Annotated in this window: 20 protein-coding genes; 7 read left to right on the plus strand and 13 right to left on the minus strand. The window is 57.6% G+C overall.

Annotation, left to right across the window (positions count from 1 at the left end; all coding sequences use genetic code 11):
* Nucleotides 1-433: 433 nt before the first annotated feature.
* The 4 genes from VGK48_03660 to cysS form a co-directional block, all read right to left on the minus strand.
* A complete protein-coding gene (locus VGK48_03660; GenBank protein HEY2380260.1) occupies nucleotides 434-1,015 on the minus strand; it encodes an Hsp20/alpha crystallin family protein in 582 nt (193 codons plus the stop codon).
* Nucleotides 1,016-1,051: 36 nt separating this feature from the next.
* Nucleotides 1,052-1,426, minus strand: coding sequence for a YraN family protein (locus VGK48_03665; protein HEY2380261.1), 375 nt, complete (start codon nucleotides 1,424-1,426; stop codon nucleotides 1,052-1,054).
* 71 nt (nucleotides 1,427-1,497) lie between these two features.
* Nucleotides 1,498-2,760, minus strand: a complete 1,263-nt coding sequence (locus VGK48_03670) for an acetyl ornithine aminotransferase family protein (protein ID HEY2380262.1) — start codon at nucleotides 2,758-2,760, stop codon at nucleotides 1,498-1,500.
* Nucleotides 2,745-4,154 (minus strand): cysteine--tRNA ligase, encoded by a 1,410-nt coding sequence (gene cysS / locus VGK48_03675; protein ID HEY2380263.1) that lies wholly within the window; start codon nucleotides 4,152-4,154, stop codon nucleotides 2,745-2,747. The genes VGK48_03670 and cysS overlap by 16 nt, the downstream gene beginning before the upstream one ends.
* A 57-nt stretch (nucleotides 4,155-4,211) precedes the next feature.
* Between cysS and VGK48_03680 the strand changes: the two genes are divergently transcribed.
* The 4 genes from VGK48_03680 (at nucleotide 4,212) to VGK48_03695 (ending at nucleotide 7,838) form a co-directional block, all read left to right on the plus strand.
* Nucleotides 4,212-5,168 (plus strand): VWA domain-containing protein, encoded by a 957-nt coding sequence (locus VGK48_03680; protein ID HEY2380264.1) that lies wholly within the window; start codon nucleotides 4,212-4,214, stop codon nucleotides 5,166-5,168.
* On the plus strand, nucleotides 5,140-6,168 hold the full coding sequence (locus tag VGK48_03685) for a VWA domain-containing protein (GenBank protein ID HEY2380265.1): 1,029 nt from the start codon (nucleotides 5,140-5,142) through the stop codon (nucleotides 6,166-6,168). The genes VGK48_03680 and VGK48_03685 overlap by 29 nt, the downstream gene beginning before the upstream one ends.
* 420 nt (nucleotides 6,169-6,588) lie before the next feature.
* A complete protein-coding gene (locus VGK48_03690) occupies nucleotides 6,589-7,170 on the plus strand; it encodes a Mov34/MPN/PAD-1 family protein (GenBank protein HEY2380266.1) in 582 nt (193 codons plus the stop codon).
* The gene (locus VGK48_03695; protein HEY2380267.1) at nucleotides 7,149-7,838 is read left to right on the plus strand and encodes an amino acid ABC transporter ATP-binding protein; all 690 of its coding nucleotides are present in this window, start codon (nucleotides 7,149-7,151) and stop codon (nucleotides 7,836-7,838) included. The genes VGK48_03690 and VGK48_03695 overlap by 22 nt, the downstream gene beginning before the upstream one ends.
* A gap of 279 nt (nucleotides 7,839-8,117) precedes the next feature.
* On the opposite strand, the gene VGK48_03700 is transcribed toward VGK48_03695, so the two are convergent.
* The 6 genes from VGK48_03700 to VGK48_03725 all read right to left on the minus strand — a co-directional run bounded on the left by VGK48_03700 (nucleotide 8,118) and on the right by VGK48_03725 (nucleotide 15,290).
* The gene (locus VGK48_03700) at nucleotides 8,118-9,173 is read right to left on the minus strand and encodes a D-alanine--D-alanine ligase family protein (protein HEY2380268.1); all 1,056 of its coding nucleotides are present in this window, start codon (nucleotides 9,171-9,173) and stop codon (nucleotides 8,118-8,120) included.
* A 138-nt stretch (nucleotides 9,174-9,311) separates the two neighbouring features.
* Nucleotides 9,312-10,352 carry a GntG family PLP-dependent aldolase gene (locus VGK48_03705; protein HEY2380269.1) on the minus strand — a complete coding sequence of 347 codons (1,041 nt, stop codon included), beginning with the start codon at nucleotides 10,350-10,352 and terminating at the stop codon, nucleotides 9,312-9,314.
* Nucleotides 10,313-11,443 (minus strand): radical SAM family heme chaperone HemW, encoded by a 1,131-nt coding sequence (gene hemW, locus VGK48_03710; GenBank protein HEY2380270.1) that lies wholly within the window; start codon nucleotides 11,441-11,443, stop codon nucleotides 10,313-10,315. The genes VGK48_03705 and hemW overlap by 40 nt, the downstream gene beginning before the upstream one ends.
* Nucleotides 11,406-11,855: a VanZ family protein gene (locus VGK48_03715; GenBank protein HEY2380271.1), complete on the minus strand. Its 450-nt coding sequence runs from the start codon at nucleotides 11,853-11,855 to the stop codon at nucleotides 11,406-11,408. The genes hemW and VGK48_03715 overlap by 38 nt, the downstream gene beginning before the upstream one ends.
* Nucleotides 11,852-12,616, minus strand: coding sequence for a hypothetical protein (locus VGK48_03720; protein HEY2380272.1), 765 nt, complete (start codon nucleotides 12,614-12,616; stop codon nucleotides 11,852-11,854). The genes VGK48_03715 and VGK48_03720 overlap by 4 nt, the downstream gene beginning before the upstream one ends.
* A 79-nt stretch (nucleotides 12,617-12,695) precedes the next feature.
* Nucleotides 12,696-15,290, minus strand: coding sequence for an NEW3 domain-containing protein (locus VGK48_03725; GenBank protein HEY2380273.1), 2,595 nt, complete (start codon nucleotides 15,288-15,290; stop codon nucleotides 12,696-12,698).
* A 46-nt stretch (nucleotides 15,291-15,336) separates the two neighbouring features.
* Between VGK48_03725 and VGK48_03730 the strand changes: the two genes are divergently transcribed.
* Together VGK48_03730 and VGK48_03735 are read left to right on the plus strand one after the other, a co-directional pair.
* Nucleotides 15,337-16,977 (plus strand): SpoIIE family protein phosphatase, encoded by a 1,641-nt coding sequence (locus VGK48_03730; GenBank protein HEY2380274.1) that lies wholly within the window; start codon nucleotides 15,337-15,339, stop codon nucleotides 16,975-16,977.
* A gap of 31 nt (nucleotides 16,978-17,008) precedes the next feature.
* Complete coding sequence (locus tag VGK48_03735; protein ID HEY2380275.1) at nucleotides 17,009-17,356, plus strand: hypothetical protein; 348 nt, start codon at nucleotides 17,009-17,011, stop codon at nucleotides 17,354-17,356.
* A 285-nt stretch (nucleotides 17,357-17,641) separates the two neighbouring features.
* Here VGK48_03735 and glgA read toward each other — a convergent pair whose 3' ends face one another.
* Nucleotides 17,642-19,111 (minus strand): glycogen synthase GlgA, encoded by a 1,470-nt coding sequence (glgA, locus tag VGK48_03740; protein ID HEY2380276.1) that lies wholly within the window; start codon nucleotides 19,109-19,111, stop codon nucleotides 17,642-17,644.
* Nucleotides 19,112-19,114: 3 nt separating this feature from the next.
* Nucleotides 19,115-19,930, minus strand: a complete 816-nt coding sequence (proC, locus tag VGK48_03745; GenBank protein ID HEY2380277.1) for a pyrroline-5-carboxylate reductase — start codon at nucleotides 19,928-19,930, stop codon at nucleotides 19,115-19,117.
* Between the two features lie 48 nt (nucleotides 19,931-19,978).
* Between proC and VGK48_03750 the strand changes: the two genes are divergently transcribed.
* On the plus strand, nucleotides 19,979-20,977 hold the full coding sequence (locus tag VGK48_03750; protein ID HEY2380278.1) for a deaminase: 999 nt from the start codon (nucleotides 19,979-19,981) through the stop codon (nucleotides 20,975-20,977).
* Here VGK48_03750 and VGK48_03755 read toward each other — a convergent pair.
* Complete coding sequence (locus VGK48_03755; protein HEY2380279.1) at nucleotides 20,974-21,963, minus strand: VWA domain-containing protein; 990 nt, start codon at nucleotides 21,961-21,963, stop codon at nucleotides 20,974-20,976. The two genes, VGK48_03750 and VGK48_03755, sit on opposite strands and share 4 nt — an antisense overlap.
* Nucleotides 21,964-21,966 lie beyond the last annotated feature (3 nt).

Below are 21,966 nucleotides of genomic sequence, written 5' to 3' on the forward strand. Positions count from 1 at the left end.
TTTTCTTTCCCAAAACGAGATCTATTCTCCGAAAACGAAAAAGGAATTCCTATCTCCAGATTCTTTCTCCTATTTCCAGATTTTCTTTCCCAAAACGGGGATTTATTCTCCGAAAATGAAAAAGGAGTTCCTATCTCCAGATTCTTTCTCCTATTTCCAGATTTTCTTTCCCAAATCGAGATTTATCCTCCGAAAACGAAAAAGGAATTCCTATCTCCAGATTCTTTCTCCCTATCTCCAGATTTTCTTTCCCAAATCGAGATTCATTCTCCGAAAACGAAAAAGGAATGCCTATCTCCAGATTCTTTCTCCTATTTCCAGATTCTCTTTCCCAAATCGAGATTCATTCCCCGAAAACGAAAAAGGAGTTCCTTTGCGGAACCCGCCCGCGGGTTCGATCTAAGGACCGCGGGCGGGCTGAATTTTCAATCCGTTACGCGGCTTCCTGGCCGGATTTGCCGGTAGTAGTAGTGGTGGTGGGGCCTTCGCCCTTGATTTCGATCTTTCGCCGGTTCTTGGATTGTGCAGGAGCATCGACCGTCACTTCGAGAACACCGTTCTTGAAGTTTGCGGTCGCATTTTCACTTTTGACGCCTTCCGGCAGCGGGATTTCCCGATGGAACTGTCCGTAGCTGCGTTCCGAGCGATAGATGCCGTGTTCGTCTTCTTCGTGTTCGTATTTCCGCTCGCCGTCGATGACGACGGCGTCGTCTGTAATTTCCACTTTGACGTCGTCCTTAGTCATTCCCGGCATATCTGCACGAAGAACGAGCTTACCCTCGCGTTCAAAAATATCGACCTGCGGCGAGAACGTCTCGAGTCGCATCGAGGGCGTAAACTTTCCCCAGGCGGGAAAGCCGAAGCCTTCGACCATCCGATCCATCTCATCCGCAAAACGCCTCATCATGCTGAACGGGCCGAGTGCCGGCCACGGCTGCTGACGAACGGTCTGCCCTCCCTGGCGCTTTTCCACAGACTGGGATCCTTCCTGATCTTTCGAACGTTCACGAGCCATTACATTACCTCCTTTATTTTATTGTAGCGCTCCGGATCAGGAGTGAAACGCATCTCGAAGAAGACGGAATTCGGGCTTTCGACCGGGAATCGCTGTTACCGCCAAAATATCGAATCTGCAGGGTTTATCGTGGAGGCGATAGCGGCTGATGTAAGCATTCGCGGCGCGGATCACGCGCTGTTGCTTCTGTACCCCGACGGAGTCTTCGGGAGGGTCTTCGTTCTTCCGGGCCTTTACCTCGATAAATGCGAGGATGTTGCCCTCCCAGGCAATAACGTCCACTTCGCCGGCTTTTGTGCGGTAGGGAGAGGTCACGATCCGGTAGCCGAGCGAACGGAGGTGATCGATCGCGAGAATTTCGGAGCGGCGGCCGAATGTCAGTAGACGGTGCAGGAGGAGTGGAAAAGGCATAAAACCTAAGAAGAAACCACAAGAAGCACAAAAGGCACATGCGCTTCTTGTGCCTTTTGTGGTTTCTTCCCCTACGTGGGGAGAGCGCTCTCGATTATCTCGACCGCGGCGCCGGCTTGTTCTTCGTCGATGAGGAGTGGGGGCGAAAGACGGAGCGTCGACGGCCCGGCGCCGAGGATCAGAAGACCGCGGCGGAAGCATTCCTGAATGACATTGTCGCGGATTTCCGGATTTATCATCTGGACACCGATCATGAGACCGCGGCCGCGAACGTCCAGGATCACGGAGTGTCTGGCCTTCAGCTTCTCGAGCCTGGCCTGCAGAAATTGTCCGGTTTTCGCCGCATTCGCGACATATTGGGTCTGAAGCAAGCGGACGGTTTCCAGCGCAGCGGCCAGGCATACCGGATTTCCGCCGAATGTCGAAGCGTGAGCTCCGGGCTCCCACGTCATGATGTCCGAATGCGCGATCGTGACGCCGAGCGGCATTCCCGACGCGATGCCCTTGGCGATCGCGACGATATCCGGATGAAAGTCGAAATGCTCATAGGCGAACATCTTTCCCGTGCGGCCCATGCCCGACTGCACTTCGTCGCAGATCAGCAGAATGCCGTGCTTCCGCGCAATTTCCTCGAGGCGCGGCAGAAACTCGGGGGGCGGAACAATGTATCCCCCTTCGCCCTGAATCGACTCCACCACGATGGCGGCCACCTCGCCGGGATTCACGGTCGTCTTGAAGAGGACGTTTTCGATGTAGTCCGCGTTTCCATACGGAGCGTGGGTCACGCCCGGAACCAGCGGACCGAATCGCCGGCGCTGCACGGGCTTGGATGAGGTCAGCGAGAGCGAACCCATCGTGCGGCCGTGAAACGATGACTGGAACGCGATGAATTGCCAGCGTCCGGTAGCATAGCGCGCGAGCTTCATGGCGGCTTCGATCGCTTCGGTTCCCGAATTTCCAAAGAAGCAGCGCCAGGCTTTGCCGTCCGGCATCAGCGATTCGAGTTTCTCCGCCAGCTGCGGCATCTGCTCGTAATAGAAGTCGGTGCCGGACATGTGGATGAGTTCGGCGGCCTGCTTTTGAATCGCGCGGACGACGTCGGGATGGCAATGGCCGGTGGAACAGACGGCGATGCCGGCGCTGAAATCGAGAAACCGGTTGCCGTCGACGTCCGTGACGATCGCGCCCGAACCGCTCTTCGCGACCAACGGGTAGGAACGCGTGTACGACGGAGAGATATATTGCCGGTCGTGCTCAATAATGGCACGTGCTTTGGGGCCCGGCAATTCGGTAATGATTCTCGGAAGTTTATCGCTGATTACTTGCGTCTCCATCTGGTGCCTTCCCGCGTATCTTCAATCAATACGTCGCGATCGAGCAGTTCCTGACGGATCTTGTCGGACAGGGCAAAGTCCCGATTCCGCCGGGCCTCGTTGCGCTGCCGGACAAGTTCCTCGATAGCTCGAACCTCTCCGGCGTCTTCTTCCTGCACGAGATGTTCCATTGGCGGGACTATCGCCAGCCGTTCATCGACAATTTTCAACCAATCCTGGATCTCTGCCCGGTTGTCCTCCTGCAATTCGCCGGCTGCCAGAGCGACGTTGCATTCGCCGATCAGGATAAACAGGGCGCCCAGTGCACCCGACGTGTTCAGATCGTCATCGAGGGCGGCTTCGAAAGCCTCGCGCGCCGCAGCGGCCGCGGCCGCGATTTTGTCGTTCCGGCCGGGCTTCAGAGCGGCGCTGCCCAGGCGGAAGACAAACTCCTTGATCCGGTCCAAGGCCGCCTTCGCTTCTTTTAGACCGTCGAAAGTGAAATTCAGCTGTTTGCGGTAGCGGACGGAAACCAGCAGATACCGGATCGAAAGCGGATCGTAGCCCTTTTCCATCAGGTCCCGCAGCGTAAAGAAGTTGCCTTTCGACTTCGCCATCTTCTCGCCGTCCACCAAGAGGTGCTCGCCGTGAACCCAGAAACGCACGAACGGGTGACCCGAAACGGCCTCGCTCTGGGCGATTTCGTTTTCATGATGCGGGAAGATCAGATCCACCGCGCCGCAATGAATATCGAGCGTGTTGCCCAGATATTTCATCGCCATCGCCGAACATTCCAGATGCCAGCCCGGCCGGCCCTCGCCGAACGGCGTCTGCCAGCGCGGCTCCTTGGGATCCTTCGGAGCTTTCCAGAGAACGAAATCGCGCGGCTGTTCTTTTTCGTATTCGTCGGCGTCGATGCGGGCGCCGGCCTTCAGTTCCCTTTTATCCAGGCGCGACAGGCGGCCGTAATCGGCGAAGCGCGAGATGCGATAGTAAATCGAGTCGCCTTCCCGATACGCGAAGCCGCTCTGGAGCAGTCGATCCACGATCTCGATCATCTCGGGAATGTGTTCGGTTGCCGCAGCGACGACTTCCGGCCGCTGGATGCGAAGCTTCGCGCAATCCTCGAAAAAGGCCTCGGTAAACGGGGCGGTGTACGTCTTGATGTCCTTGCCGGTTTCGATCGACCGGTTGATGATCTTGTCGTCGATGTCCGTGATGTTCATCACGTGCTTTATCTTCCATTTACTTGAAAGATGCCGCCTCAGAACGTCTTCAAATACATATGTCCTCAGGTTCCCTATATGGACAAAGTTGTACACCGTTGGACCACAGGCATACATGTGCACGGTCGAATTGTCCTGAGGATTAAAGGTCTCTGGCGTGCCGGTAAGAGTGTTTGTCAGTTTTAACATCTACTTGTGCTGAAGAGCCGTCTAAAGCTCGTAAATGGGCATGATAACATGGGCATCATGAAGCCCACCTTGGTCCTGATCTTGCTCTCCATTCTGTTGTTGACCACCGGGATACTGGTTGCACGCCAACAGGACCAGGACACCCTTAAAGTCGAGGTCCAGCTGGTCAACGTCCAGGTTTCAGTCACAGACCGGCACGGGCGCTTTGTGCCCGACCTGAAGAAAGAGGACTTTCTCATCGAGGAAGACGGACGCCGGCAGGAGTTGCGGAATTTTGCCCGCGAAAACGAGCTGCCGCTGACGCTGGCGATGCTGATCGATACGAGCCCCAGTGTTCAGCCGGTGTTCGCCGAAGAAAAAAGAACGGCGGACTCTTTTCTCCAGTCGATCCTGCGAGCCAAGGATCTCGCTCTCGTGATGGGTTTCAGTCGTGAAGTGACGCTGGTCGAGGACTACACGGATAACGCGGGAGACCTGATACGCGCCATCGATGGATTGGAGACCGGCGGCGGCACCTCGATCTACGACGCGGTTTACCTGGCGTGTAAAGAAAAGCTGGCTGAAGAAGCCGGCCGGAAGGCGGCCATCATCATCAGTGACGGAGAGGACACAACGAGCAAAGTGCGGATTACCGAAGCTCTCAGCGCGGCGCAACGCAGCGACGCCGTGATCTACGGAATATACAACGCGGCTTCCGGTTCATTCTTCTCCGGGCCGACCGGGAGGCGTCCGGGCGGCGTCGTGTTCGGCGGCGGTGGCGACATCGGAACGCTGAAAAAATTCTCCGAAGAGACGGGCGGCACCACGTTCTCTCTCAACCGCGAAAACAGTTTCCAGAAAATTTTCGATCAAATCGCAGAGGAACTCCGAAGCCAGTACAGCCTGGGTTACGTTTCGACGAACACCGCGAAAGACGGAAAATACCGCCAGATCAAAGTTATCGCGCGGGGCTCCGGATATACGGTCAAAGCGAGAAAGGGCTACTATGCGGCGAAAAGCACGGATCTCCATTAAGCTTGGTTTCCTCGCAGTGCTGCTGTTTGCTGTCGCAGCGATTGCTCAAGACGATTCCCAGTTCAGAATTCGCGCGAAGATCGACCTGGTCGTCGTGCCTGTCACGGTGAAGGCGCCGGGCGACAGGCTCCTGGGCAGCCTGAGACAGAAAGACTTCATCATTTACGAAGACGGCAGGCGGCAGACCATCTCGAACTTCACGAACGATCCCGTACCGTTGTCGGCGGCGGTGATCGTCGATACAGGACTCAGCGCCGACTCCCTCACGAAAGTGCAGCAATCATTCGGCGCCATGTCCGGCGCTTTCGCGAACCAGGACGAAGTTGCGGTCTACCACTACGACAAATACGTCACCAAGGATCTGGACTTCACCGATAACCAGGACACGGTCGAAACCGCGATGAAAAAGCTGCGCGAACTGAAACCGGATGAGAACGCCGGAACAGCTCCGAGCTGGCGCGGTCCGTTTTCAAATCCGGGACCCATCATCAACGGCGCCCCTGTTCTCCCGCCGTCACTGGCGGGGCCCGCGGTGAATTCGCCCGTCAAGGTCGACAAGGTCCTGCACGATGCCGTCTTCACCGCCGCCGCCGATCTCGGTAAACGCGCGCGCAGCCGGCGGAAGATGATCCTGCTCGTATCCGACGGCATCGCAGCCGGCGACAGCCATTCCTACGAGGACGCCAAAAACATACTGCTCGAGCGCGGCATTCAGGTGTATGCCGTCGCGCTGGATCAACCGTTTCCCTACAGCAAACTTTCGGTTCTGGAGGATTACGCCAAGGTGACCGGCGGTGACACTTACTTTGTGAAGTCGACGCAACACCTGGAACGGTCGTATATGGACGCGACCTCCGAGGCCCGCAACCAGTACGTCATCGGATACATCTCCAATAACGGCGTCCACGGGCCGGGACCGGTATTCCGGGAAATCAAGGTTCAGGTCGCCGAAGCAAAAGTCAAGACCCTTTATCGAAAAGGTTACTACGCATTTCCCTAAAAGAAACCTCGATTGGAGATTCGAGATTCGAGGTTCGAGATTGGAGATGGGATTTTACAATTTCCAATTTCGACCTGCCAATTTCGAATCTCCAATAAGATTCCTCTCGCCTTTCCGGTTAACCCCCTTTTTTTCCTTAAATTTATCCTTGACAGGGAAAAGTTTCGCCACAATACTAGGGCCTATAGTTAGTTGCGGCCTCAATAGGTTGTGAGGCCAAAACAAAATTCAATTAGGAGAAAAAGGTTATGAAGAAAGCTCCAGCAAAGAAAAAGAAAGCCACAAAGAAGAAGTAACTGAAAGAAAACTAGGCGCGAAGACCGAGATTTAAAATAGGGCCGCAGAAATGCGGCCCTTATTTTTTGCCCGGATTTCGGCTAGAATCCCCCCTGCAGACGCGGGTGCGGGCCGCAAAACCACATGGAAGCTTACATCTCATCGAACGCCTTCTGGGCGCTGCTGATCTCTGCGATCGAAGTGTACAAGAAGGAATGTTTTGGCCTGCTGATCGGTTACCGGGACAGCGGCAACATCTACATCGTTGAGCACGCGGTTTCCTATCAGACCGCGCATCGCCGTCACACCAGCGTCGAGAAGAATGGACGCGCGTCGCGGCGCATGGAGAAGTTTCTGGCGAATCTGCCGCATGTTTCTCTGATCGGCGATTTTCATTCGCATACGGGATGGGGTGATCTGAAGGGCGTCGGCAATCTGAGCACGCAGGACGTGGTCGACATGGTTCCCCACACGCTCTATCTCATCATCGTCGCCAACGACAAGCGGCGCACGAGCGCGTGGCAGTACAACGGCGACGGAACGCTTTCCGGAACGGTGGACGATTATCACTTCCGCATCGGCGGCTACTACCTCGACGATTATTCGAAGCCGAAGCGCGCCAACATTTTCTGTCCGTACGCGATCGGGTTCAATACGAAGGACAGTCAGAACAAGATTCTTTTAAGGAGTGCCAGCGCAGGCCGGTGGTCAAGATCGAAGCCTTAACGAAGTCGTTCGGCACCCATACTCTTTTCAAAGATCTCTATCTGGAATTTCCGCGCGGGCAATTGAGCGTCGTCATGGGCGCGTCCGGCTGCGGGAAATCCACGCTTCTGCGCTGCATCAACTTCCTCGAGATGTTCGACAGCGGAGCGGTTTCGATTGGAGATTTGAGCGTTCGCTGGAATGATGGCGAGTCGGCGAATCTGCCGGCGGAAAAGCGCTCGATCCTGCATAAGATGCGGCTGAAGACCGGCATGGTATTTCAGAGCTTCAACCTGTTCCCTCACCTGACCGTGCTGGAGAATGTCACGCTCGCGCCGCTGCAGGTGAAGAAAATGGGCGCGGCTGCGGCTGCGTCGCTGGGAACGCAGATCCTGGAGCGCGTGGGACTGGGACAGAAGATCGATGCCTATCCGGCGAAACTGTCCGGCGGCCAGCAGCAGAGAGTGGCGATTGCGAGGAGCCTGGCGATGCAGCCGGAAGTGATGCTGTACGACGAACCCACGTCGCAGCTGGATCCGCAACTGGTGGATGAAGTGTTCAATGTCATGCGGGAACTGGACCGGGACGGGATGACGCAGATCGTCGTGACGCACCACGAGCCGTTTGCGAAAGAGGTTGCGAGCAAAGTGCTGCGGTTTGACGGGAATACGTTTCAGTGGTGCGGATGAGGGGCGGGCGTGGAGTAGTGAACGGCTGGAGTGCGGTGGGACGTGCTGACGTGAGCGACATTCCCCGCCTTTCCAAGGCGGGGTGGCGCGTAGCGCCGGGGCGGTTATCAACGAACCGCGAAGCGCACCTTAGATTTGTTGATGGAAGTTACCAACCGCCCCGTCTGCGCCGCTCAGGAACGGGACCGTTTTATTGATGGCGCATCCACCCCGCCTTGGAAAGGCGGGGAATCGCCCCGTCTCTATCGCGCGCAGCGCGCTCCTTTTGAACTCCCCGCACTAATACTTCGTCCTCAGCTTGTTCTTCTCTCCGTGCCGTTCGATCGCGAGCGTGATGAGCCTGTCCAACAACTCCGAATACGGCACCCCCGACGCTTCCCACAACTTCGGATACATGCTGATGGACGTGAACCCGGGCATGGTGTTGATCTCGTTCACAAAGAACTTCCCCGTCCCGCGTTCCAGGAAAAGATCCACTCGCCCCAGGCCTGAGCCTTCCAGCGTCTTGAATGTCGCGATCGCGAGACGCTTCGCTTCTTCCGCCTGCTCCGGCGAAAGCGGAGCCGGAATCAACAAGCGCGAATCCTCACTCGCATACTTCGCTGCGTAGTCGTAGAACTCCCGTGACGGAATAATCTCTCCCGGCACTGAAGCGATAGGCGCGTCGTTCCCGAGCACCGCCAGCTCGATCTCCCTCGCGTCGATACCCTGCTCGATCACAATTTTCCGGTCGAATTCCGCCGCCGTCTCGAGCGCGCCTCGGAGTTCATCCGGCCCGTGCGCTTTGGTAATTCCGACTGAAGATCCCAGGTTCGCCGGCTTCACGAAGACCGGATACGGAAGACTGTGCGAGCGCGCCTGAATGAACGCCTCGATGCCCGCGCTCTTGATCGTCCAGAAATCTCCCACCGGCAAACCCGCATCCCGCAGGAGGCGCTTCATCACGTCTTTGTCCATGCCGACGGCGGAGCCCAACACACCGGCGCCGACATAAGGAATGTTGGAGAGATCGAAGAGACCTTGTATGGTTCCATCCTCGCCGTAGGTTCCATGAAGGACCGGAAAGATCACATCGAGCCTGCCGCGGGCATTCGGCTCTGCACTGAGCGCCGCCGGCTCGCCTTTGGTCAGCGTGGTTTCGATGGCTTCCTTCGGGGGCAACAATCCAAGAGCGGTCCGCGGGCTGAGCCACTTGCCTTCGTGGGTGATGCCGATCGGCACGACGTCGTATCTATTCGGATCCAGCGAGCGCAACACGGACTCCGCCGAACGCAGTGAGATTTCATGCTCTCCCGAGCGGCCGCCAAAAACGACACCGACTCGAATTTTACTCAACGTTGTATGGACTCCTTTTCGCATCATTCCCGCCTGATAGCTGCGGACACTCGAATCAGGAGGACAGACTCCCCTCCTGCTATAGGAGGGGAGCTCTCGGCCCGAAAAACATTTTTCCGCATCCTCTCAGGCGGGGAGTTATTGCGCAAGCACTTCGCTCACGACCCTCACCGCCGTCTCCACATCCTGACGATTCACATCCAGATGCGTGACCATCCGCACCCTGTCGTTGTCCACCGGAACCGCCAATACGCCACGCTCGACAATCGCCAGCAGAAAATCTCCCGACAACCGGCCCGACTTTTTCAAATCGAAAATCACGATGTTGGTCTGGACTTTCGCGGGATCCAATCCGATTCCCGGAATCTCCGCCAGATGGCGCGCCAGAAACTGCGCGTTATCGTGATCGTCCTGCAGCCGTTTCGGCCCCTTCTCCAGCGCGAGCAGTCCCGCGGCGGCGAGGATACCGGCCTGGCGCATTCCTCCGCCGAGCATCTTGCGGATACTCCGGCAGCGTTCGACGAACTCCCGGCTGCCCACGATCATTGAGCCCACGGGCGCGCCCAGCCCCTTGCTCAGGCAGAACTGAATCGAATCGAACTTCTTCGTCATCCCGGCGACGTCTTCACCGAGATACGCCGCGGCGTTGAACACGCGCGCGCCGTCCAGATGAACCGGGATCCCGGCATCGTGGGCCTTGTCGCAAATCTCGTTCACCAGACTGGTGCGGTAAACGGTTCCGCCCGCCATATTGTGCGTGTTCTCGAGCGAGATCAGCGCCGTCTGCGGCCGGTAGTAAATCTTCGGGCGGATCGCCGTTGCGACGGCATCCCAGTCGAGAATGCCGTCCTGTCCCCGAACCACTCGCGGCAAGACGCCGGCGATGGCCGACATGGATGCCATCTCATAGTTATAGATGTGTCCCGCTTCCTCGCAGATGACCTCCTGGCCCGGGCGCGTATGCGCGACGATGCAGGTCAGATTGCCCATGGTGCCGGAGGGCACGAACAGCGCGGCTTCGCGTTTGAAAACTTCGGCGGCGCGCTCCTGGAGGCGATTAATCGTGGGGTCTTCGATAAAAACATCGTCGCCGACTTCGGCCTCCGCCATTGCGCGGCGCATCTCCGGCGACGGGCGGGTTACGGTGTCGCTGCGGAGGTCGATAACAGATTGGGCCATAACAATTCCTCAGTCACGCCGGTGGCCAGCAGCCATCCGGCCGGGGTCAGCTTTAGAAACTTACCATCAAACTGGACCCAGCCGGCATCTTCGAGATCGCAAACCCGGTCGAACCATTGTTTCGGGAAGTGGATTTCAAGCTCTTCGGCAACCTCCCAGATATCAAACCCGCAGGTCCGCCGCAATCCGATCATAAAGGCTTCCTCAATGCGTACTTCGCGCGTCAGATCCTCTCCGCCTGAAATCGGAAGCTTGCCCGCATCGATCGCGTCGGCATATTCCTTCAAGGACACGGTATTCCAGAATCGGCGCGTCCGCGAAAACGAATGTGCGCCGACGCCGAAACCACGATACGGCGCGCCCGTCCAGTATTTCAAATTGTGGCGGCATTCGAAACCGGGGCGCGCCCAGTTCGAGATCTCGTAATGCACGTATCCGGCGCGCTCCAGCCGCTCCGCCGCTTCCAGATAGAACGCCGCAAACACATCCTCGTCGGGAAGCGATGACCGGTCTTTGCCCCACGCGCTGCGCTCTTCCACGTCGAGCATGTAGATCGATACATGCTCCGGCAGGAATCGCTCGATCTGGTCCAGGTTCGTTTTCCAGATGTCCAGCTGCTGATCCTGCAACCCGGCGATGAGATCGACGTTCACATTGTCGAATCCGGACTTCCGCAGCAGCTCGATATCGTGAACCACGTCGGCAGCGCTATGGATGCGGCCGGCGTTTTTCAGATCCGCATCGTTGAACGACTGCGCGCCCAGGCTGATGCGATTGACTCCGGCGCTGCGGTATGCCGAGAGTTTCCCGGCGGTCAAAGTACCGGGATTTGCTTCAAGACTGATTTCCGAAGCGTCGTGCGGGATGGCGGCGAGAACTCTTTCGATAAGGTTTCCGTCGACGATCGAAGGCGTCCCGCCGCCGAGGAAGATGGTCTCCGGGCGTTCAGCGTAACCGGAAAGCTGGATCTCGCGAATCAGCCGCGAGACATACGGTTCATAGGTATCCGGACCGGAAACGGCCACGGTGAATGCGCAGTAATAGCAACGTTGCTCACAGAACGGAATATGAACGTAGACGCCAGGTTTCATAGGTAGTGATCAGCCAGAGGGCCCAGACGGCCCCCAGACAATCGTAGCCTACATCGACCGGCGACGGCGTACGGAATGCGGTGAACCGTTGGTGGATTTCGTCCAGCGAGGCCGCGAGCACGATAAACATAATCGTTTTCAGCTTGGCCTGGGCCAGATCCGGCTGGTCACGGCGAATGCTGCGATAGGTGAAGATCGCCAGGATGAAATATTCGGTGATGTGCCCCAGTTTCCGGATAACGTCGTGCCACACCGTGAGTTGCTGCGGGGACAGGCCCGGAAAGAAGAACGTCAGGATCGGAAGGATCAAGCGCGAAGTCTCACTGCTGGAGAACGCGTCGGTGGAAAAGACGAAAATCACGATGAGCCAGACCACCATCGGCGCCCAATATTCGAGAACGCGCTTTTTCACTGGGGCTGGAACAGCTTGACCTGAACGACGATGTTATTTTCGAACGTCACAAACACCCGCCGCAACCCGCGCAGGACATACATCCATTGCTCTTCGGACGGCTTGGCAGGATCGGTGAACTTATTGTCCGGGCGTCCCATCGCCATGATGACGGTGCCGCGGTCCATGCCGATCTTCGCTTCCTTGGCTTTCACCGCTTCCTGAAACTCCGGCGGAAGCGCAGCGATTCCCGACTTCGCAACATTCTGTTTGTTGAAATCGAGAACCGGATCGAGCAACTGGCGAAACTGTTCGGGGGTGAGGTCGGCAGGCGCTTTCTTCGCGAATTTCAGTACAACCTTCGAGCCTTTCGCTTGAAGGAGCCTGTCGTCGCGGACAGGGACGGTGCCGGTACTATCGGTTCCGACGCCGATCTGAATCCGGTCGAGGATGTTTTTCTTGTTCTTGCCGCCGCCGTCGAGCACCACGATGATTTCTTTGTCTTCGAAAGTAATGTCCGTAATTGTGATGACCTTGCCGGCTTCGACGGACTGGCCGTTTTTCTGAATTTCCTTCGTCAGCTTTTCCTGGTTGATCTGGCCGGTGTCGGATAGCTCCACACCCTCGCTTCCGAAAGGCAGGCCGACGCGGGCAGCCACCTGATCCGCCAGGACCGTGCGGATGATGCCAAGCCGCGCGTCATGGGAGACCTGCGCCACTGCGGGCAGGGACGCGCCCAGACAGAGAATGGCGGAAAAAACCCAGAAACGCCGCTTTGACATGACAGCAGTTTACCACCGGTACGAAAAAATCGGAGCACGTGCTCTGCGCCGCCACCGATGCTCGATTTCAAGTCAGCATTTAGTTTTCCACGCTGACGAGATTCGCGAATAATCGGTAGGCGCCCTTCACGCCAGCCGGTAATTCCCTGAAAAATGAATAGCCTGTATACACATACGTGCCCTTCCCGTATTTCCCGACGACGAGACCGCCATCGCGGCCGGGCTCGCCGGGATCGTTACTTTCGAGGACGGCGGTGTACTTCGGGTCCCAACTGCGTAGAAAGAATGTGCCGCGTTCGTCCACCCAGCCGTCGAAGTCCTTTTCGGTGATCTTGTTCGGCACGTTCACCAGCGGATTGGCCGGAGCGAGAATCTTGACCGGCGCTTCCTCGTGAGTGACCCGCTCCTGGTTGTTCTGGTTCACGTTCGCCATCGTTATCGGATAAGGCGCAATCTGCACGTTGCCGACTTCGTTCGAGCGGTTGTATTGAACGACGAGCGTCCCGCCATTGGAGACATAATCCATCAATCGTTTGTTATAGGCGCGGAGGTCGTCGCGGACGGCATAGGCACGAACGCCGAGGACGATCGTGGGAAATTTCGAAAGGTCCGCCGTCGCGATATCCTTCGGTGAGAGCAGGGTGACATTGATTCCGAGCTGCCGCAGCGCATCCGGAATGGTATCCCCCGTACCTTCGACGTACCCGAGATTGGTCACAGTTGTGGCAACGTCGACCACTTCGACTTTCGACTCCGCGGGCGAGTACACATAGCGTGTCTCGATGTGCGGATACGCGATGGTGGTGTAGCCGCTCCGGAACTCCTGATTCCCTGCCTTCAATACGGCTTTCAGGCTGAAATCGCCCGCGGTTGCCGGAACCGAAACAGTAAACACCAGCGCGGCCTTTTCACCCTGCTGCGTGAAGCTGACGGGCAGTGTTGCCGGGGAGGCCGTCCAGCCGGCAGGAAGGATCAGGCTCACATCACCGCTGATCGCAGACGGGTTTTGGTTTTCGACATTGACGGTGAATTCCTTCCTGCGGTTTCCCTTGAGCGCAACAATCGCGATCTCGGGCGAAACGCCGACGGACAATGCCGGCACCACTTTCACTGCCGTGCGCTGTTCGCCGAACATCCGGTCGACGCGGCGGAACTCGGCCGGTTTTTTCATGACGAGCGAGATGCCCTGGTAGTCGGTTTCCACACGGGTCGGCAGCAGCATCGTATCCAGCGGCAAGGTTCCGGCCGGAACATCCGGCCATACAAAGCGATCGCCGCGCCGCGGCTGGCGGAGCCAGTAGGGTTGAGTGAAATCGGCGGTAGCCGCGGCCTTCACCTTATATTTTTGATCGAGGCGCTGGCCCGCGTTCAATGAGCCCGTCGTTCCGTCCGGAGTGATCGTCCAGCCTGCCGGCAAATCCGTGGTGGCCCGCGCTCCCGTGAAATTGAACGGGCCGCCATTAATAACGCTGACGGTGAGATTGAATTCCTGGCCGGGCACGACCGTGTCATCTGACGCGAGAACGTCCACGATCAGACCGGAAGCAAGCCGCAAGGCATCCTGGAAGTCGTCTTCCTTCTGCTGCAGCAGGAATTGAGCATGTTCGTTGGAGGTCTTCGCTTTCGCCTGCTGGAGAATTTTCAACGCGGCTGCGAGATCCGGTGCGATATCGGATGGATGCGTCAGGTTCACTTTCTGTCGTATCGCGGTGATGCGTTGCTCGACATCGTTCAGGCTCGCTCCGAGCCCGGGATCAAGCTGCGCGAGATCGGGCAGCTTGTAGAGAACGCCCGAAAACAGCGGCGCATCGTCGGCCACATTGACGGCTTTCTGGACGAGCTGCAGCCGCGTCTGGCGGGGGCCGGGATCTTGAGCGCTGCCCTGAGCCTGCGAACGATGCAGGCTGCGGCCTTCGGATGCGATCTGGTTATAGGTACGGCCGAGATCCGTGTCGTACTCCCCGACGTTGATGGAAATTCCCATCGGATCGTTGCCCATCCCGTTCAGGTAAAGCTTCTTCGCCTGCCATGGTTTGCCGTATTCCGGAAAGCGGGTGGGATCGGCAGCAACCTTAAAGGCTTCCTGAGTGACGATTCCGGCAACCTGGTGATGGCCGTGGCCGTCCCGCGGCGTGCCCGTGAAGCGCGAGATGATGATTTCCGGCTTGAAGTAACGGATGACGCGGACAAAATCGCCGAGCACCTGATCATGTGGCCATTTGGTAAAGGTGTCTTCCGCGCTCTTCGAGAAACCGAACTCGTAATTCGGCGTGAAAAACTGCTGCGCATGATCGAGACGGCGCGCGCCGTAAAGCTCCTCGGTGCGGATAACGCCAAGGTTCTCGAACAACTCAGGGCCGAGAAGATTCACTCCGCCTTCACCACGCGTCGCCGAAAGATAAGCGGTGCGCGTTCCTTCGCCTCGCGCGAGCCATGCCAGCAGCGCGCTGTTTTCGTCATCGGGATGGGCGCCGGTATGGAGAACGCTCGCAACGATGTCGAGGCGCTTCAGCGATTGGGACAATCCCATCGCGCCACGGTCCTCGGCAGCTTCCGGAACGGGAATGGCGGCCCGGACAAGAAGGGGAATAAGGGGAAGGAACCACAGGAAGCTTAAAAGGCACATCAGTTTTCTGTGCTTCTTGTGGTTACGTTTCTCTTTGCTTATCAACATGCGGGGAATTGTACTAGTATCTCGACGGACAGGTCACGGCGAAACGATGACGACACCCCGACTCTATTGGCTCGGACCGGACGGACAGGAAAACGTCCTTCCGCTTTCCGCCCCTGAAATTCTGATCGGCCGTAAAGGCGACGTCGATGTTGTGCTCAGCAATCAGCATGTGTCGCGGCACCACGCCAAACTGGTCAAGGCCGGCGACGGCTATTCCATTCAGGACATGGGAAGCACACACGGGACGTTCGTCAATGAAGCGCGCCTCGAACAACAGCAGCTGCTGAACGACGGCGACAGGATCTCGCTGGGAAAAGACCGCATCGATCTCCATTACCTGACCGGCAACGCCAAGCCGCCGAGGCCGCGCAGAGACACGACTCAGATTTTCGAAAAGTCCCTGATGGACCTGGGCGTCGTCCTGCCGTCGAGCTATTCCGATCTGGAAAAGGTCTCGTTCATCCTCGATTTCCAGTACCAGTGGGAACAGATGTTCACACCCGACGTGGCTTTCCAGAAAATCCTCGAATCGGCGCTCAAGATCAGCGGCGCCGAGCGTGGCTTCGTTCTGATTCGCGAACGCGATTCGTTCGGCTATGCGGCGGGGATGGACGGCCAGGGGCGGAAGCTTTCGCAGTCCGATTTCAAGACCAGCCATACCGCTGTCGACGATGTCGTTAAGACGGGCGCCCCGGTCTTCATGGTGGAGGGGCTCGACAACCGGTACAAGGAACAGGCGAGCATCGTCGCAATGAACGTCCTCGCGATCGCCTGCCTGCCGTTGACGGGAATACCGTCGCAGGCCGACACGCCTTCCGTGCTCGGTATCCTGTATCTCGACAGTACGAAAAGGATGCACTCGCTGTCCGGACTGGATCAGCGCATTCTGAGCAAGCTCGCGCTCGAGGCCGGGAATGTTCTCGAACGCGTCGAACTGATCAAAAGCATCGAGCAGCGGAAGAAGCTCGAACAGGAACTGTCGCTCGCCGAAGAAACGCAGCGCTCGCTGCTGCCGCAGACGCTTCCGCGCATCCGCAACCTGAATATCCATGCGTTTTCGAAACCGACGCGCTATGTCGGCGGCGACTTTTACGACTTCCTGGAACTCGACAACGGAGAATTGTTCGGCGTGCTGGCGGACGTCTCCGGAAAAGGAATCTCCGCGTCGTTGCTCAGCTCGACGCTGCTCGGCTGCCTCCAGATGCAATTGCGCGCAAGGGTGCCGGTGCACGAGGCGCTGAACCGCCTGAACCGGTTTCTGTGCGAGAAATCCTCCGCCAGCCGGTTCGTCACGATGTTCGCCTTCACGCTGAACTCCGAAGGACAGGGCAAATACATCAGCGCGGGCCATAACCCGACGTACTTATACCGGGCTGCGGCGGGCGAGATCGAGGAACTCCATTCGAACAATATGATCATCGGCGCGTTTCCCTTTGCCACCTATGAGTCGGCTAGCCTGCAGCTTAATCCGGGCGACGTGCTCCTGGCGTATTCGGACGGACTGACGGAAGCGGAAAACGTTCGCGGCGAAATGCTGGGCGAAGAGGCCGTGAAGAAGATCATCCGGGCTGAAGCCTCGTCAGGGTCCAAGCAATTGGAACAGAGGCTGCTTGACACCATTCAGAGCTTTACGATCGGCCAGCCGCCGACCGACGACATTACGCTGATCCTGGTGGAAAGAGTTTGAAAGCGGAGGCAGGCGTGCTAGAAAGGATCATATGGATAGCCATGTAAGCTGCTCCGCTCGCGCTCTGCTCGATACATGGTCTTCCCATTCGTGGACCGGCGGCGTGCAGCTGGAAACGATGCGCGACATGGACGCGCTCTCGGTGGATACCGAAAACAGCACCTACGAGATCACCGTGATCTCGGGCAGGACCGGCGACATCCTGATTCGCGGCGGCCGATTCTTTCCTGAATTTACTCCGGCAAAGCTGGCGGGCAGTTCCCTGGGGGGCTCCTTCCTGAAGCTGCGGGGTGTCTATACCGGGTTCAACCTCGAAATTCACTTCGATCAGAAGATGATCGTCACCAGCCGCGTGCGCAAAATCGCAGTCTCTCGATAAGAGGTTTAGCCGCAGATGACGCGGATGACGCAGATGGGCGCCATCAAAGGTTTGTTCTGCGCCCATCCGCGTCATCTGCGGCTAAAAAAATTCCCGGGGCATTGGCCATCCGTTTCTCCTCTCACCCCCTGTGAACGAGATCTTACGAAAGCCGCGCCCCGGGAAAACCTCAGGAACACGCGGGTTCCAATGCAATAGAAAGACCTTTGCTCGGCAGTGTTAAATCAGGAATTTACAGGGAACGCATCGCAGCGAACTTCAGGAAACGGGAATCTGAATCCAAAATCAGGGAATCACTCTCTCATACGCCTCGACGTATTTCCTGGCCGACTCCGTCCAGCTGAAGTCCCGGCTCATGCCGTTCCGCATCAGCCGCCTCCATTCCTTCTTCTTTGGCCACAGCAGGAGCGCCCGCTCGATCGCCGCTTTGAACTGCTCGGCATCGTAACCGGTAAAAACGAATCCGGTTCCCAGCCGGGTGGCGGGATCGTATTCCGTGACGGTGTCCGCAAGCCCGCCGGTCCGCCGGACAACCGGTACGGTACCGTACCGGAGGCTGTACATCTGGTTCAATCCGCACGGTTCGTATTTCGACGGCATCAGGAAGATGTCGGCTCCCGCTTCGACGAGGTGTGCGCTGCCGTTGTCGAATTCGAATCGCATGCCCGCTTTTCCGGGAAATCGATCGATGATGGTTCGAAGATAACCTTCGGTCTCCTTGTTGCCGCTGCCGAGGAGGGCGAAGTACAGATCCTTCGCCAGAAAATGTTCCAGCACGCCGACCAGAAGATCGAAACCCTTCTGAACGTCGATCCGCGAGAGCATTGCCAGAAGCGGCCAGTCCGGATGCGAACCATCGAGCCCGTATTTCCGGATCAAGGCTTTCTTGTTTTCGGCTTTGCCGGAAAGGTCATCTTTGTTGTAGCGCGCCGGAAGCAGCCGGTCGTCCGCGGGATTCCATAACTGCTCGTCGATGCCGTTCAGGATGCCGACCAGATTCTGTCCGCGCTCCTGAAGCACGCCTTCGAGGCCGTAACCGAATTCTTTGCTGTTTTGAATTTCGCGCGCATAGGTGGGGCTCACCGTCGTGATGAGATCGGCATAGCTGATGCCGGCCTTCATGAAATTCACCATGCCGTAGAACTCGAACGGGCTTCCGAAATAAAACTCGGCGTCGTTGAACCCCGCGCGCCCCATCGCTTCGCGGGGGAAGAGGCCTTGATATCCCAAATTATGAATCGTCAGAACCGACCGCGTCCGCGCGAACGAATGCCCGGACTGATAGAAGCGGCGCAGGTACGCGGGAATCAGTCCGGTCTGATGATCGTGGCAATGCAGGATGTCCGGAGCGGGCGACTCGTCTTTAAAGAACTCCATCACCGCGCGCTGGAAGAAAATCCATCGGTCGGCCTGGTCGGGATAGTCCTTGGCGGTTGCGGGATCGACGTAGATCCCGGGCCGGTCGAAAAACCGGTCGTTGCCGAGCAGAAAAACGTCGATGGAAGATCCCGGAAGCCTGCTGCGATGAACGTCGTATGGAACGTTCTCAAAACCGAGAGGAACGGTGCCTGTCCCCGGCGCAGGTTGCGGCTCGAAGCCGAACTTCGCCAGATCGATGACGCGGTGCCGCGGGATCACGATCGTGACGGAGACTCCGAGCTTTTCGAGCGCTGGAGGAAGGGCGCCGAGCACATCGCCCAAGCCACCGACTTTGGCGAATGGAACGCATTCGCCGGCCACCATGACGATGCGCATGGATCAGCCGTTAACCAGCTCTTTGGCGCGCTGCGTGGCGCGGACGATGGCCTTGATCAGCGTCACGCGCAGACCTCCGTCTTCCAGTTCGAGGATGCCGTCGATTGTGCAGCCCGCAGGCGTCGTCACGATGTCTTTGAGCTTTGCGGGATGTTCTCCGGTCTCGAGCACCATCGTCGCGGCCCCCAGAACCATTTGCGCGGCCAGCAGCGTTGCCGCCTCGCGGGGAAGGCCCACTTTGACGCCGGCTTCGACGAACGATTCGATGATGATGTAGACGAAGGCCGGCCCGCTGGCGCTCAAGCCGGTCACCGCGTCCATATGTTTCTCGTCGAGAATCACGGTGCGCCCGATGGCATCGAAGATCTTTCGCGCCTGCGCCAGGTGTTCGGCGGTTGCATGTTTTCCGGGAGCGAGCGCGGTCATCCCTTGCTTCACCAGGCAGGGCGTGTTCGGCATGGTGCGGATTACGGGAACGGCTTTATTGATCACTCCCTCCATGAGCCGCGTCGTTACGCTCGCGGCGACCGAAACGACGATATGATCCGGAGTGAGTTCTTCTGCAACCTGGCGCAGGACATCCTCCACCGTCTGAGGCTTCACGCATAAGAGCACGAGGTGCGCTTTCCTGACCGCTTCGGTATTCGAGAGGGTGGTTTCGATGTCGAGCTTGTTCCGGACGACATCGAGCCGCTCCTTGTGGGCCGCGGTGGCGATGAACTGTTTCTTCGACACGATTCCCGCGTCGGTCATGCCGCTGATCAGCGCTTCCCCGAGCTTGCCCACCCCGAGTACTGCAATTCTTTTGTTGTCAAACATGCCGGTCCTTCCCAGTAAAAACAAATCATAGTATCGTATGGCCTCAAAATGTTAATAGGACTTACTGGCAGGAACGCCGCAGGAAAAGGCGAAGTCGCTCGATATCTTCAGCGGAAAAGCTTTTATTACTATTCGCTCTCCGATGCAATCCGCGATGAAGTTCGCGCCCGCGGGGAAGAGCCCACACGAGAGCGGCTGATCATCGTCGGCAACGAACTGCGCCAGCGCTATGGCTCGAATATTCTGGCCGAACGCGTACTGGCGAAAATCGAAGACGACAAACACTACGTCATCGACTCGATCCGCAATCCGGCGGAAGTGGACACCTTCCGGACGGCAAAACACTTCAAGCTCATCAGGATTGAAGCACCCGCGGAAGTCCGATTTCAGCGGATTCTGAGCCGACGGCGGGAAAGCGATCCCCGCACGCTCGAAGACTTCGTAGCGCTCGAGAATCGCGAAGCCGAGGGCGATGACACGTCGCAGAACCTCGTCAAAGTCGAACTGATGGCGGACCACACGCTGACCAACGATGCATCGCTGGAAAAGCTGTATCCGCATATCGACGAACTGTTCCTCAAACTGCTGCGAGAAGTACAGCGGCCAAGCTGGGACGAATACTTCATGAACATCGCGAAGGTGGTGGCCTCACGGTCGAATTGCATGAAGCGGAAAGTCGCAGCGATTATCGTGCGGGACAAGCGGGTGGTCTCGACGGGCTATAACGGGACGCCGCGCGGCACGCGCAACTGCAATGAAGGCGGGTGCCCGCGGTGCAACAGCCTGGCGGCATCGGGCACGGCCCTGGATGAATGCCTTTGCTCCCACGGCGAAGAGAACGCCATCGTTCAGGCGTCGTATCACGGGACGTCTTTGAAGGATGCGATCATTTACACGACCTTCGCGCCGTGTCTGCAGTGCGCCAAGATGATCATCAACTCGGGGATACGGGAAGTCATCTACAACATGGACTATCCGCTCAATGAGAGCGCGTTCCGGCTGTTTCAGCAGGCTGGTGTGTTTATCCGCAAGTTGAAGCTGGATTAACGCTGCGTAGTCGCCGCAGGCTTGGGCATGTAATAACCGGAGCGCGATCGCGCCTTGTACCGCTTATCGGTCACATCGATGCGGATCCGGCGGAAAGTGCCGTCCATCCTGGAATTGCTGGGCCGGTAGCCGATCTGGTATTGAGACCGCAGTTCCTCGCGAATATTCACGAAACTGGCGGCGAGGTCCTCGTTTTTCAGAGGACGGAACAGCTTCCCTCCGGTCTCTTCGGCGAACTTCTGCATGGTTTTGTCGCCGCGTTCCTGCTCCTTCGATCCGAAGAAGGCCGAGGAATTCGTGCTGATGGAGTAAATGGTGACATCGTTCTTTTGTGCAACTTCGAGCGCCTCGGTGAGCGAGATGCGGCTGGAATTATCGTCACCATCTGTGATCAGAATGACGACGCGGCGTCCAGTCTGGCCCGCGAGCTTCTTGTTCACGGCGAGGTAAACCGCGTCATAAAGCGAAGTGCCGCCGCCCGCGCGGATCTTATGAATCTCGTTCGCAAGCTTTTCCGGGTCGTCGGTGAAATCCTGCAGCAGATCGACGCCGGAATCGAAACTGATAAGGAGCGCCTTGTCTTTGCCGCGCTGTAGCGTGGAATAAAAGAACTCGATCGCGGCGTCCTCTTCGAACTTCAGCTTGTCCCGAATGCTGCCGCTCGTGTCGACGAGAAGCGCGATCGTCAGAGGCAATTCCGATTCACTGCTGAAATTCGTGATGCTCTGGGCCTTCAGGTCTTCGAAAACCTTGAAATCTTCTTTCTTCAGGTTCGTTACGAATTTGCCTTTCCGGTCCGCTACGGTGAAAAGAATATTCACAAGGTCGACGTTCACCGAAATGGTCTGGTCGTCCTCCGATGAGCCGGGCGCAGCCTGCCTGGGCGCCGCCTTGGGAGCCGCAGTTACCGGCGGCTTTTTCTGCTGACCGAGGATGAAGCTTACCGGCACCAGGGCCAGCAAAAAACCAATTAGGAAACGTCGCATAAG

This window comes from Terriglobia bacterium (genome assembly GCA_036496425.1).
Lineage (GTDB): Bacteria > Acidobacteriota > Terriglobia > 20CM-2-55-15 > 20CM-2-55-15 > 20CM-2-55-15.